Origin of the sequence: Bacillus sp. FJAT-22090 (assembly GCF_001278755.1) — a bacterium.
Classification (GTDB): domain Bacteria; phylum Bacillota; class Bacilli; order Bacillales_A; family Planococcaceae; genus Psychrobacillus.
In genome coordinates this window covers 2,157,208-2,169,931 of sequence record NZ_CP012601.1, presented here as the reverse complement: position 1 = coordinate 2,169,931, position 12,724 = coordinate 2,157,208, and the positions used below count along the sequence as shown (strand labels likewise).

Here is a 12,724-nt window from a genome sequence, read left to right as displayed (position 1 = left end):
CGGGGCCGAGCGAAGCGACGAAGCGGCTCGGCGCTAGTCCGCGGAAAGCTTCGGAAAACATGATTTATCCTATTTACAGTCTGAGGATGCCCATCAAGTTGGGCATCTTTTTTTGGTTAAAAAGGAATTGCTCGTATATCGTTAAATGTCGAGTGAATACTTAAGATAATGTAGAATCATTGGAAAAACGAAACAATCGATAGCATCAATCAATCACTTTATCCATTTATCGAGTCACTTTGCTGAAGTTCACAAAGTCCTCATCAGTTGTTATACTAGTTCGGGCTATAAGTATTTTGAAACGAAAGAGGATAAAATATGTCTACAAATCAAAGAATACACAAAGAGCTTCCGCCTTTATGGGAACAAGGAAGAGATTATTTATATGTCATTATTGGTGCGGCGATCATTGCAATTGGGTTTAATGTTTTTTTATTACCAAACCAAGTTGCTTCGGGTGGAGTAAGTGGGATAAGTACTATTTTAAAAGGTGTTTTTGGCTGGGAGCCAGGGATTGTTCAATATTCATTTAATATCCCATTATTTATTGCTGGCCTTTTTTTTCTTGGTGCTAAGTTCGGAATCAAATCTTTAGTAGGAACTCTTACACTTCCAGCAGTTGTTTTGTTATCTGCTAGCTGGGAACCATGGACAACTAATCCACTGTTAGGTGCTTTGTTTGGAGGAATCACGGTAGGTCTTGGATTAGGCATCGTGTTTCGAGGTGGTGCATCTACAGGAGGTACTGATTTAGCAGCTCAAATTATTACAAAGTATACTGGATTTTCTCTTGGGACAAGTGTGTTATTAATTGATGGTTTAATTGTACTTAGTGCCGCTATCGTTTTTGATATTGAAAAAGCACTTTATGCATTGATTGGACTGTTTGTAACGACGAAGACCATTGATATAGTTCAACTTGGATTTAGTCAATCTAAAATGATTTACATTATTACGAATAAACAAGAGGAAATAAGGGATGCTATATATAAAGAAATAGACAGAGGGGTGACAAAACTTCCTGCAATTGGGGGATACACTGAGGAAGAACGACCAATTTTGTTAGTAGTTGCCTATCAAACCGAATTCACAAAACTGAAACAAATTGTCAAAACCCATGACCCACAAGCCTTTGTGATTGTTTCAAGTGCATACGAGGTGCTAGGGGAAGGTTTTAAAAGGAACTAACTTTGGTATACTAAGAATGCAAAGCAATATTAGTTAAGGGAGGAAAAAACATGAATAAAAAATTATTAGCTGCAATTCTTGGGGCTGGTTTAATGTTAGCAGCATGTGGCGGCGGAGATGAAGAAGCAGAACCTGCTGATACAGGTACAACTGAAACTGAAACTGAAACCGCATCTGTTGATCCCGAAAAAATTGTAAATGCAAAATGTACAAGCTGTCATGGCGGAAACTTAGAGGGACAAGGAAACTTCCCAGCACTTAATGATGTAGGATCTCGTTTATCTAATGATGAAATTTTAAATGTAATTGAAAACGGTAGAGGTGCAATGCCAGGTGGTCTTGTTACCGGAGAAGATGCAGAAGCTGTTGCAGCATGGTTAGCTGAGAAGAAATAATTATAAGTTCTGTTTTCTGTCAACAATTTAATGTTTTATACAAAAATCAATTGCTTTTTTAAGCAATTGATTTTTTTGTTAATAAAGAAGGAAAAGAGAAGAGAAATGTAGAATGTTAAATAATTAGGTAATTTGTATGTACGAAAATCCTCCTAATTCGTAAAAAGGAAACAAAGAAATGTGTCGAAACTGCATAAATTTACCTATAAATTGAAATGAAACTGTAACAAAAGAAAAGGCATCTAATGTTATAATAGGCATGTCGTATTTTACAAAGCAAAATAATTAGGTGGTTTAAAAATGATAGAAATGGTAAAAGTCTACAAAAAATATCCAAACGGTATTGTTGCAGCAAATGGGATTGATGTAGAAATTAAGCAAGGTGAATTTGTTTATGTTGTCGGGCCAAGTGGTGCAGGAAAATCGACATTCATCAAAATGATGTATCGAGAAGAAAGACCAACTTCAGGGGATATTATTATTAATGGAGTTAACTTAGCTACTCTAAAAAATAGTAAAGTCCCATATTTAAGAAGACAAATTGGGGTAGTCTTCCAAGACTTTAAACTACTACCTCGTTTAAATGTGTATGAAAACGTTGCATTTGCATTAGAAGTAATTGAAGAAACACCTAAAGTTATTCGCAAAAAAGTAATGGATGTTCTTGAGCTTGTTGGTTTGAAACATAAAGCTAGAATGTTTCCGACAGAGCTTTCAGGTGGGGAGCAACAACGTGTGTCGATTGCTCGTTCCATTGTGAATACCCCTAAATTAGTAATTGCGGATGAACCGACAGGAAATTTAGATCCTGATACTTCTTGGGAGATCATGAATATTTTTGAAGAAATAAATTCACGTGGAACAACAATTATTATGGCAACTCATAATAGAGAAATTGTGAATACATTAAGACACCGTGTTATCGCAGTTGAGGGTGGATTAATCACCCGAGATGTATACGGAGGAGATTACGGTTATGAAAGCTAGAACAGCAGGAAGACACTTCAGAGATAGCCTTAAGAGTATAAGCCGTAATGGTTGGATGACTTTTGCCTCGGTTAGTGCAGTAACAGTAACTTTATTACTTGTTGGTGTTTTCGTCATGATTATGATGAATTTAAGTAAAGTTGCGGATGATCTTGAAAAAGATGTTGAAATTAAAGTAATCGTAGAGTTAACAGCTGATGAAGCTGCTATTACAAAATTAGAAGAAGAGATTAAAAATACATCAGGAATAGCTGAAGTTGCTTTTTCGCCAAAAGAAGATGAACTAAATAAGTTAGTGTTAGATTTTGGGGAAGACTTACGATTATTTGAACAGCAAAACCCATTACATAATGTGTTTTATGCTAAAGCGGAAAATCCACAAGAAACAGCAGCGGTTGCGAAGAAACTTGATAAATTAGATAACACATTCGAAGTGAAGTATGGAGAAGGAAAAATTGAAAAACTCTTTTCTTTCTTAAATACAAGTAGAAATATAGGATTAGTGCTAATTTTAGCATTGTTATTTACTGCAATGTTCTTAATCTCTAATACGATTCGTATTACCATTGTTGCTAGACGACGTGACATTGAAATAATGAAGCTCGTAGGTGCTACTAACTGGTTTATTCGAATTCCATTTATTTTAGAGGGTATGTGGCTTGGTATATTAGGAGCTATTATTCCGATTACACTGATAACAATACTCTACTATAATATTTACAATGTTCTAGGGCCTAAATTGGCACAGGGTAATTTATTTGAACTACTCGAATTTTCACCATTCATCTATCAAGTCAATGCCTTGATCTTATTAATGGGTGTCCTAATCGGAATCTGGGGTAGTTTTATGTCAGTTCGTAAGTTTTTACGGGTTTAAGAGTTAGATAAGATAAGAAGGAAGCTTGAAGGGAGCAAGAAGTTTTGAGAAAACAGTCTAAGTGGACGCTACGAGTATTAGCGATAGCAACATCTGGAGCACTTTTATTCACAGGACCGAGTGCACTAGCGAATTCTTTAAATGATTTAAAAAGTCAACAAAAAGAGATAGAGCAAAAGAAAGAATCTATTAACTCAAACATTAAAGAAACAGAAGGTAAAATAGATCAAAATGAGTCTAAAATCGACCAAATCATGGCTCAGATTCAGGCATTAGACACGGAAATTTTAGATACTGAAAAGAACATTTCTAATGTTTTGAATGAGATTAAGCTTACTACAGATGAAATTGAAAAATTAAAGGCTTCTATTGTAGAATTAGAACGAAAAATTGAAGAACGAGACAAGCTTTTAAAAGAACGTATCCGTGCAGTACAAGTTAGTGGTGGTTCTGTAAGCTATTTAGACGTATTGCTTGGTGCTAATAGCTTCGTTGATTTCATCGACCGTTTTTCAGCTGTAAATACATTGATGGAAGCGGATCGTACTATTTTAAAAGAACAAGCAGATGATAAAAAACAATTAGAAGAAGAAAGAGCTAGTTTAGAGAAAAAGTTAGAAGAGCAAGAGGAAAGTAAAAATAAGCTCGTAAATTTAAAAGCTTCTCTTGATAAACAAAAAGCTTCTAAAGGAACTTTAGTGGACCAATTAGAGGCAGAACAATCGAAATTACTTGAACAAAAACAAGTGATGGAAACGGAATATGAAGAAGTATTAAATATAAGTGCAGATTTACAAAATAAAATTGTGGCAGAACAAAAGCGTCAAGCAGAAAGAGCTAGAAAGATTGCAGAAGAAAAGAAACGTAAAGCTGCTGAAGAAAGAAAACGTCAGCAATCATCAAGTGGTTCTTCCGTAGCTATTCCAGAAGTATCTTCTGGGGCATGGACAAAACCTGCGAACGGAACGTTCACTTCAGGATACGGTTATCGTATTCATCCGATTTATGGTAAAGGTAAAATGCATTATGGTGTAGATTTTGCTAACTCAGTAGGTACACCTGTGGTATCTGCTGCAGATGGAGTAGTTTCCTATGCATCACCACTTAGCACATACGGAAATGTTATTATGGTGACACATTCCATTGATGGCCAAACATTCACTTCTTTATATGCTCATTTGAGTAAAATTAACGTAAGTGTTGGACAAGTTGTATCAAAAGGCGAACATATTGGTGGAATGGGTAATACTGGTAACTCCACTGGATCTCATTTACACTTTGAAATTCATATAGGAAACTGGGAAGGTATGACAGCAAACTCAGTTAACCCACTTAGATATATTTCCTTATAAAAAAACGGCTTCGGCCGTTTTTTTATTTTGATTGAATATCTGTCCAAAGTACCTCCGGAAACGATTGAAAACAGTATTAGAAGATGGAATTCGAGTTTTTCTTATTCCTCCATAGGTAAAATCGATTTGAACAATTAATTAGTATTTGACTTCATTTATGCGTATAATAGGAGCGATAGAATTCTTAAACTCTTGTACGTCTAACAAATTGAGTGGAGGAACAAAAGTGAAAAAAAAGATATTTGGGTTATTGATAATTGCGAGTTTAGTGGCTATTGCAACGATTACCTTTGTAAAAAGTAATACGGATAGAACTGAAGCAATTTCAAATGAGCAATTAGGTTCTGATCTTGCAACAAATCCGGCAAATGATGGTACCGGAAAAGGGGATGCTGCACCAGACTTTACACTTACGACACTTGATGGTAAAGAAGTGACATTGTCCGATTATAAAGGGAAAAAGGTAGTATTAAACTTTTGGGCTACTTGGTGTCCACCTTGTAAAGCTGAAATGCCACATATGCAAAACTATTACGAAGATAAGGCTGAACAAGAAAATGTAGAAATCTTGGCCGTTAATTTGACTAGTTCAGATTCTGGACTTGATAAAGTGCAAGCTTTTCAAGAAGATTATGCTCTAAGTTTTCCTATACCTCTTGATGAAGAGGGTATAGTAGGTGAAACGTATCAAGCTATTACTATTCCTACTACTTATATGATTGATACGACTGGAACAATCCAAAATAAAATTGTTGGTCCAATGGACGAACAAATGCTCACAGACTTAGTAAGTAATTTAAAATAAATTCCGATTTTTGGGCAAGTATTAAACTCTTCTTTTCTCACATATATTAGTGGAAAAGTAGGAGGTATAGCTTGCGCAAAAGTCGGATTTTTTTATATGTTATTTTGTTTGTTATCTTACTAGGAATCTTTTATTTTTGGATGGTAAAACCAGCGAAAGATCAATCAACAACTACTACGTCTATTAGTAACAACCAAGTCATCGATGAAGCTTTTCAATTAATTAGAAAAGAAGCCGTATTCGCCAAAAAAGAAAATATACTTGTAGAAGGTGCAATTCGAGGGATGGCAGAGGCATTAGAAGATCCTCATAGTAGTTATTTGACTAAAGAAGAAGCGGTAGCTCAAGAGTCTTCACTTGCAGAAGAGAGAGTTGGAATAGGAGTAGAAATAACACTATCAGGTGGAAAATTTGTAGTTGTTTCCCCGCTTAAAGATTCTCCTGCTTATAGGGCTGGTTTAAAGCCACAGGATGAGATTGTTAGAGTGAATGGGGAAAGACTGGATGGTAAGTCCATGGCTGAACTTGTGAAATTGTTAAGTGGCGAAAAAGGAACTAGTCTTAAGATGACTGTTTATCGTTCAAGTGAAGAACGCCATGTAGAGTTACATATGAAGCGAGAAGTAATTGCTATGCACACCGTATCTAGTGAAGTTTATGAAGTCGAGGATTTTTCAATTGGTATTGTGACAATCTCTATTTTTGGAGAGAAAACTGGAGAAGAATGGGCTAAACAAACAAAGGCTTTAGTTGATCGGGGAATAGATGGTCTTCTGATTGATGTAAGAGGAAACCCAGGCGGATATTTATATAGTGTGTCTTCCATTGTCAGTACCCTACTCGAAAATGGAAAAACATTCGCTTATATGCAAGATGCAAATGGAGTTTTAGAAATGTTGAATACAGAAAATAAGGAAAAGCCTTATCTAAATAAAATACCAGCTGTTTTATTGCAAAATGGTGGTAGTGCCTCTGCTAGTGAAGTATTAGCGGGTGCTTTAAAAGATAATAATCGTGCGATGATTGTTGGTGAAACAAGCTACGGGAAGGGAACTGTACAAGAATCTCATCCATTATCGAATGGTGGTAAATTAAAAATATCTACTCATAAATGGTTAACACCAAAACAAGAATGGATTCACCATAAAGGAATTCAAGCTGATTTGGAGGTTGAGCCAGAGGAACTATATACAATGGATATTAAATATCCTCACGGAGAATTCCGAGTTGGAGATTTTGGAGAGGAAATAAAGTATGTTCAAAATGTACTAGGAGCTTTAGGATATAATATTGGACGCAAAGATGGTTATTTTGATGAAGATACGATGGATGGAGTAGAAAAGTATCGACAAGAGAGAAGCTTAGAGCCTAGTTCCGATATAGATGATGCACTGTTCCAGTCTCTTACTAAAACACTGATGGAATACAAAACTAGAAAAGAAAATGATAAGCAGCTACAAATGGGTATCAGTTATTTGGTTCATGAAATGAAAAAATAAGATTATTCCAAAATCCTATACGCAAAGGCCTCCTCGTTTGTTACAATAATAGAACGAGTATTGTAATAGAGGGGGATGCGTATCGTGGAAGAAATTATTATCGAATTGGCAAAAGGAATTGGACGTTTTTTCCTTCACCCAGCAATTTATATTACGCTTCTTTTCTCCATATTAATTGGTTATTTTCGGGTAAAGAGAGAGAGAAAGCATTTCCGTACTAGAATTCTATGGGGGTGGACAGAAGCCAAGCATTTATTTGATGGTTATGTTTGGGCAATTATTCTTTCCATTATCAGTGTAGGGTTAGGGCTAGTCGTACCTACTTCTTGGTTATTTGTTTATAGCACATGGATGATCTTGTTTGTTTTATTATTTATGTACCAGCTTGGTTCTGCAATTTATGCAATGTCATTAGGAGCTGTTACGTTATATATTATGAATCTGTATGATTGGTCATTTAATATTCTTCCGTGGAATTTAACTGGTATGGATTTTTTACAAAAATCTATCGTGACCATCGCAGTCATAGCAGGGTTACTATTAATCATAGAAGGAATTCTTATACAAAAACACGGAGCACAAAATGCTTCTCCTAAACTAGTAAAAACACCAAGAGGAATTGAAGCAATTGAATATGTTACAAAACGGTTGTGGATACTACCTATTTTGTTAGTCATTCCAGGTGATGCGATTTCTTCCTATATTCCATATTGGCCGCAATTTACACTTGGAGAATTGACATTCTCATTGATTTTATTTCCCTTTGTTATAGGATTCCAGCAAAAGAGCAGAAAAACACTAGCTGTAGAATTTTTCCCTAGCCTTGGGAAAAAAGTTTGGCAATTAGGAATTATCGTGGTTGTAGTAGCGGCAGTTGGTTATTTTATGCCATTAGTAAGTGGACTTGCATTAATTCTTGGAGCCACCGCAAGATTAGTCATTTCTTACATAGCTTATAAAAAAGAAATGGCAGGAACGTTTGCTATCTCACCGCAATCCGACGGTGTTATGATAGCCGGAGTCCTTGCTGACTCACCAGCAGAGAAAATGGGTCTATTAATCGGTGAGAAAATTGTCAAAGTAAACGGACAAAAAGTAACAAATGAACAAGAGTTTTATGAAGCAGTTCAAATAAATGCTGCACATTGTCGCTTAGAAGTACTAGATATTAGCGGAGAACTTCGTTTACGCCAACATATTTTGTTTAGACATGATCACTATCGTCTAGGCTTAATATTAGTAAGATAGGAGATAACTATGGAAACTTTATCAATATCAACTCAAGTTACATTAGCCATTTTTACTCCAGCATTGCTCGTTATTCTATTTACACGTGTTACCTTTAATCATTATGTGGCATTATTATTGACCGTTGCTCTATTTGCCGCATCTGTCTATGCTGGTTACACGCATAGATGGTGGATTTATATTATTGATGCAGCATCGTTGACTTTAGGTTTTTGGTACGCAACACATATGAAAAGTCGAGACAAAAAGAAAAAATCCACCTCTTAAGAAGAGGTGGATTTTTTCTTTTGGAATGTATTGTCTTTCATTGAATTGTTTTATTTTCATCTGGTGTTTTCAGGCTGCCGTAGTGAAAAGAGCAACTCATCCAGCGGAAGCTTATGCGTATTGTATAGCAAACGCATATCCGACTAATCTTTATGTTGTCGAAACACACTTCATAATCCGAAAGATAAAGAATATAAATTACAATATTAATCTTTCAAATCGCAAACGCCCATACCATCTGCTTTTGCTTTACGAGCTAAGGATGCATTAAATTCTTTTCTGATTTGATGAAGTAGTTTTGCATCTGTTAATATTCGATAACCGGTTGTAGCTAAGACTTTAGCTCCCTTGATTAGTGCTTCATCCGCAGCTTTAGATTTGGCAGCTTCACGGAATTCTATTGTATGGGCGACTAAATCATCTGGTCCAATTTTAATGGATGGTCTTGCAGTTGGTACTACGTAGCTAATATTTCCAGCATCCGTAGAGTCATTGTAATGTTTACTTTCTGTGTATATGACTTCTCCAATAGCTTCAAATTCCGAATGAATAACCTCATCTAACACTGAATTTACTACAAAATCTTGCACCTCATTTTGAAAACGTTCGATTTTTACAGAAGTTCCTGTTACAAGTGTTGCTCCGTTAGCAAGGAATCGAACTTTTTCGGAGATTTCCTCTGTTTTTTTCCAATTCTTTGCGCTGACATTAATACGAGCAGATGCAAAGTAAGGGATAATGTTCGGTGAGTCACCTCCATGCGTAATAATTCCATGTATGCTAACATCAGATGGTAATTGTGAACGAAGCGCATGGATTCCGTTGAAAAAATGAACGACAGCTTCCAATGCATTTATTGTTTTATTAGAAGCTGCTGTTGGGTGAGTAGCTTGTCCAATAAAATGAAAATCTAATGATTCCAGAGCAAGTGTTTCGCAACTTAAAGTAGTTTTGCTTGAAGGGCTAATTATTAAAGCCACATCTACATCTTCTAGATAACCAAGCCTTACAAAGTTTCCTTTTGAACTTCCTTTTGATCCACCTTCTTCTGCGGGAGTACCAAGGACGATTATTCTTCCACCGGTTTCGTTCAGCATTTCAGCTAGAGAGATGCTAGCAGCCACACTTGCCGTACCAATAATGTTATGTCCGTCGGCATGTCCAATTGAAGGTAAAGCGTCGTATTCTGCTAAAAAAGCAACAGTAGGTCCCTCGATACCGCTATCCTTAATCGCATAGAAAGACGTTTCATGCCCTGCTATTCCTTTTTCGACTTGAAAATTTGCACTTTCTAATAAATCAATTAGCGTAGAACTAGCAAAAAATTCTTCGTTTCCAATCTCAGGGTTTTCATGTATTTGATGACTTATTTGAATATATACATTCTTGTTGTCTTCTATTAATTTATGGAGATAGTCTCTTTTTTCTACTAGGAAACTCACTTATATCTGCTCCTTTTACATTTATTATTCATAACAAAAAAGAACTCTCCTAATCTTATCTTGTATGATAAGAAAAAGAGAGCTCTTCGTATGATCGAAAAACCTTCTCTTCTCATCTTTCAAGCAATAAATTGCTTGCAGGAATTGGCACAGTTTTCATTTTGAATCTGCTGCCGAAACGTCGTTGGGCCTGTCCCTCAGTTTCTCTCGATAAGAAAGTGATATTCTATGTATTATAAGAACTAATTCCAATATTAAGTAATTTATTCCTAGTAGTCAAGTAGTATTTAAAAGATAAGACTATATACAGCTAAAACACCAATTGTTCCTAATACTACAACCATTACATTTGAAAAAATAAATGCAAGTGCGAATGCCACAATGGCTCCAATAATTCCAAATAATAGATTACCTTCTTGAACATATAAAATAGCTGGGAAAATTAATGCTCCTAATACTGCAAATGGAATATTACGTAATACTCCTGAAACAACAGGAGGTAATTCTTTGCCTTCTAAAAAAGTTAAGGGAAATGCTCGCGGAATATAGGTAACAATAGCCATTCCTAATAGCATCCACCAATACCATGCTTCCATTCCATTATGCTCCTTTCGCTAAGTTTTTTCCTCGTAGTCTAGTCCTCTTTTGATGATTGGCATATATAATTTCGACTAAAATAGAGGATGCTAGGGTAGCGACTAAAATAGCCCATCCTGTCGATAATAATTCTGTCCAGTAAAAAAATCCGTTTATAATAGCTGCAATGAGGGCCAGCATGACTACTTTGCGGTTTCCTCGCATAGAGGGTACTAGAAGACCAACGAACATTGCATATAGAGCAATCGACATGGCCGCTTGTAAAAATGCTGGTAGATTGGCACCTATAACATGTCCAACCGCTGTAAATACAACCCAACTACCATATGCGATAAGCGCAACACCAAATGCAAAAGAAGTATGTATTTTTTCATCTTTTTGAGTTGCTAATACGGAAAAAGATTCATCTGTAATCCCAAATGCATATATTCCTTTGACCCATCTTTTTTCACTATGCATCTTTTCATTGAGTGCAGCCGTCATTAAAAAGTGTCGAATGTTCACGACAAATGTATTTAGAACGATTAAAATAGGATCAACACCTTTTGCTATAAGCGTCAGTGACATATACTGAGCAGCGCCGGCGTAAACAAAAATACTCATTGCTGTTGCTTCAATAATGGAAAGTCCAGTGGTTTTTGCCAATAAACCAAATGTTAATGCAACTGGAAAATAGCCGATAGCAATACTCGTACCGGCTTTTAAACCCTTTACGAATGAATTATTATTCATGTCGAATTTCACCACCTTCAATTATGATAGTGAACAAATTATACTATATCTATAAAGTTTTATATAGTTGAAAATTGGGAAGAGTATAAATATACATAGAAGAGGAGAGTTACCATGCCAAGTTGGTTATCATTCGAAACTTTATCTAATTTAACACAAGATTACCGAGCACTTGGACCACTATTTGGGCTATTACTACCTTTTCTTGAAGCATTTTTGCCGTTTCTACCTTTAGTAGTTTTTATCGTGGCAAATGTGACTGCTTACGGAATGTTGTTTGGGTTTTTATTATCTTGGGCAGGTTCGGTTGCAGGTGCTTATACCGTATTTTTAGTTATTAGAAAATATGGACGAGCTAGAGTTTTAGGTTTTATTACAAGGCATGAAAAGATTCAAAAATTAATATTATGGGTAGAGAGAAACGGTTTTGGACCATTATTTTTACTTATTTGTTTTCCATTTACACCCTCCGCACTTGTGAATATAGTAGCGGGTCTATCTAATATGAAAAAAAATACGTATTTATGGACAGTTGTCTTAGGGAAACTAATTATGATATTAGTGGTAAGCTTTATTGGTTCCGATATTAAAGCACTCATTACACAACCCTTAAGAACAGCAATAATGATTGGAATAATGGTTATACTATGGTTTGTTGGAAAAGCTGTGGAGAAAAAAATTGATAAGAAAGTAGATGCAGATTTTAGATCAATTCGCGATGAAAGACGAAATACAAAGGAGAAAAGATTTGAGTAATACACAAAAAGAATTGCTGGAATGGTTAGTGGCCATTTTCATTGGAATTTTAGTAGTATTTATTGTTCGTTCTTTCATTTTAACGAACTATGAAGTAGTCGGGGAATCAATGATGCCTACACTTCATGACAAAGATAAAGTATTTGTGAGTAAGCTTTCTGATATAGACCGCATGGATATTGTGATCTTTCATAGCGACCAAAAAGAAGACTATGTAAAACGTGTCATTGGTTTACCAGGTGATATTATCAAGTATGAAAATGATAAATTGTATGTAAATAATAAAAAAGTAGAAGAAAAATTTCTTGCGTCTTATCCTGCATATCAGAATCCGGAAGAAAATTTTACCGAAGACTTCGATTTAGAAGAGTTGACTGGAAGTAATAAAGTTCCTCCAAACAAGTTATTTGTGTTAGGAGATAATCGAATATCCAGTTTAGATAGTCGTTATTTCCAATTTATAGATCAAGAAGAAGTCATTGGAGAAGTAAAAATAAGATATTGGCCGTTTTCCAGAGCAACTTTAAATTTTGACTCCGAATAATTTCACACTCTACTGTATGTTTTGTACAATAGTAG

The 12,724-nt window shown here is 35.5% G+C and carries 14 protein-coding genes and 1 riboswitch; of the genes, 11 read left to right on the top strand and 3 right to left on the bottom strand.

What is annotated here, in order from left to right; translation table 11 throughout:
* The first annotated feature begins 318 nt into the window (after positions 1-318).
* The 9 genes from AM499_RS11100 (at position 319) to AM499_RS11060 (ending at position 8,618) form a co-directional block, all read left to right on the top strand.
* Positions 319-1,188: a YitT family protein gene (locus tag AM499_RS11100; protein ID WP_053590275.1), complete on the top strand. Its 870-nt coding sequence runs from the start codon at positions 319-321 to the stop codon at positions 1,186-1,188.
* A gap of 50 nt (positions 1,189-1,238) precedes the next feature.
* Positions 1,239-1,583 carry a cytochrome c551 gene (gene cccB / locus AM499_RS11095; RefSeq protein ID WP_053590274.1) on the top strand — a complete coding sequence of 115 codons (345 nt, stop codon included), beginning with the start codon at positions 1,239-1,241 and terminating at the stop codon, positions 1,581-1,583.
* A gap of 300 nt (positions 1,584-1,883) precedes the next feature.
* Positions 1,884-2,570: a cell division ATP-binding protein FtsE gene (gene ftsE, locus AM499_RS11090; RefSeq protein WP_053590273.1), complete on the top strand. Its 687-nt coding sequence runs from the start codon at positions 1,884-1,886 to the stop codon at positions 2,568-2,570.
* A complete protein-coding gene (gene ftsX / locus AM499_RS11085) occupies positions 2,560-3,447 on the top strand; it encodes a permease-like cell division protein FtsX (protein WP_053590272.1) in 888 nt (295 codons plus the stop codon). The genes ftsE and ftsX overlap by 11 nt, the downstream gene beginning before the upstream one ends.
* A gap of 44 nt (positions 3,448-3,491) precedes the next feature.
* On the top strand, positions 3,492-4,799 hold the full coding sequence (locus AM499_RS11080) for a murein hydrolase activator EnvC family protein (RefSeq protein ID WP_053590271.1): 1,308 nt from the start codon (positions 3,492-3,494) through the stop codon (positions 4,797-4,799).
* A 226-nt stretch (positions 4,800-5,025) separates the two neighbouring features.
* The gene (locus tag AM499_RS11075; RefSeq protein WP_053590270.1) at positions 5,026-5,604 is read left to right on the top strand and encodes a peroxiredoxin family protein; all 579 of its coding nucleotides are present in this window, start codon (positions 5,026-5,028) and stop codon (positions 5,602-5,604) included.
* A gap of 71 nt (positions 5,605-5,675) precedes the next feature.
* Entirely contained in the window at positions 5,676-7,103 is a 1,428-nt protein-coding gene (locus AM499_RS11070; protein ID WP_053590269.1) for a S41 family peptidase, read from the top strand.
* Positions 7,104-7,178: 75 nt separating this feature from the next.
* Positions 7,179-8,351, top strand: coding sequence for a PDZ domain-containing protein (locus AM499_RS11065; protein WP_231687442.1), 1,173 nt, complete (start codon positions 7,179-7,181; stop codon positions 8,349-8,351).
* 9 nt (positions 8,352-8,360) lie between these two features.
* Entirely contained in the window at positions 8,361-8,618 is a 258-nt protein-coding gene (locus AM499_RS11060) for a CsbA family protein (protein WP_053590268.1), read from the top strand.
* 206 nt (positions 8,619-8,824) lie between these two features.
* Here AM499_RS11060 and AM499_RS11055 read toward each other — a convergent pair whose 3' ends face one another.
* From AM499_RS11055 to AM499_RS11045, 3 genes are all read right to left on the bottom strand, one after another.
* The gene (locus tag AM499_RS11055) at positions 8,825-10,060 is read right to left on the bottom strand and encodes a M20 family metallopeptidase (RefSeq protein ID WP_053590267.1); all 1,236 of its coding nucleotides are present in this window, start codon (positions 10,058-10,060) and stop codon (positions 8,825-8,827) included.
* Positions 10,061-10,169: 109 nt separating this feature from the next.
* Positions 10,170-10,277, bottom strand: a riboswitch (SAM riboswitch).
* 70 nt (positions 10,278-10,347) lie between these two features.
* The gene (locus tag AM499_RS11050) at positions 10,348-10,656 is read right to left on the bottom strand and encodes an AzlD domain-containing protein (RefSeq protein ID WP_053590266.1); all 309 of its coding nucleotides are present in this window, start codon (positions 10,654-10,656) and stop codon (positions 10,348-10,350) included.
* A 4-nt stretch (positions 10,657-10,660) separates the two neighbouring features.
* Complete coding sequence (locus tag AM499_RS11045; RefSeq protein ID WP_053590265.1) at positions 10,661-11,389, bottom strand: AzlC family ABC transporter permease; 729 nt, start codon at positions 11,387-11,389, stop codon at positions 10,661-10,663.
* 114 nt (positions 11,390-11,503) lie between these two features.
* Between AM499_RS11045 and AM499_RS11040 the strand changes: the two genes are divergently transcribed.
* A complete protein-coding gene (locus tag AM499_RS11040; RefSeq protein ID WP_053590264.1) occupies positions 11,504-12,145 on the top strand; it encodes a TVP38/TMEM64 family protein in 642 nt (213 codons plus the stop codon).
* Entirely contained in the window at positions 12,138-12,689 is a 552-nt protein-coding gene (gene lepB, locus AM499_RS11035; protein ID WP_231687441.1) for a signal peptidase I, read from the top strand. The genes AM499_RS11040 and lepB overlap by 8 nt, the downstream gene beginning before the upstream one ends.
* The last annotated feature ends 35 nt before the right edge of the window (positions 12,690-12,724 follow it).

What these genes read in the sequence shown, in the direction of transcription:
- AM499_RS11100 (WP_053590275.1), top strand. Translation starts at nt 319, where the DNA reads ATGTCTACAAATCAAAGAATACACAAAGAGCTTCCGCCTTTATGGGAA.
- cccB (WP_053590274.1), top strand. Translation starts at nt 1,239, where the DNA reads ATGAATAAAAAATTATTAGCTGCAATTCTTGGGGCTGGTTTAATGTTA.
- ftsE (WP_053590273.1), top strand. Translation starts at nt 1,884, where the DNA reads ATGATAGAAATGGTAAAAGTCTACAAAAAATATCCAAACGGTATTGTT.
- ftsX (WP_053590272.1), top strand. Translation starts at nt 2,560, where the DNA reads ATGAAAGCTAGAACAGCAGGAAGACACTTCAGAGATAGCCTTAAGAGT.
- AM499_RS11065 (WP_231687442.1), top strand. Translation starts at nt 7,179, where the DNA reads ATGCGTATCGTGGAAGAAATTATTATCGAATTGGCAAAAGGAATTGGA.
- AM499_RS11060 (WP_053590268.1), top strand. Translation starts at nt 8,361, where the DNA reads ATGGAAACTTTATCAATATCAACTCAAGTTACATTAGCCATTTTTACT.
- AM499_RS11050 (WP_053590266.1), bottom strand. Translation starts at nt 10,656, where the DNA reads ATGGAAGCATGGTATTGGTGGATGCTATTAGGAATGGCTATTGTTACC.
- AM499_RS11045 (WP_053590265.1), bottom strand. Translation starts at nt 11,389, where the DNA reads ATGAATAATAATTCATTCGTAAAGGGTTTAAAAGCCGGTACGAGTATT.
- AM499_RS11040 (WP_053590264.1), top strand. Translation starts at nt 11,504, where the DNA reads ATGCCAAGTTGGTTATCATTCGAAACTTTATCTAATTTAACACAAGAT.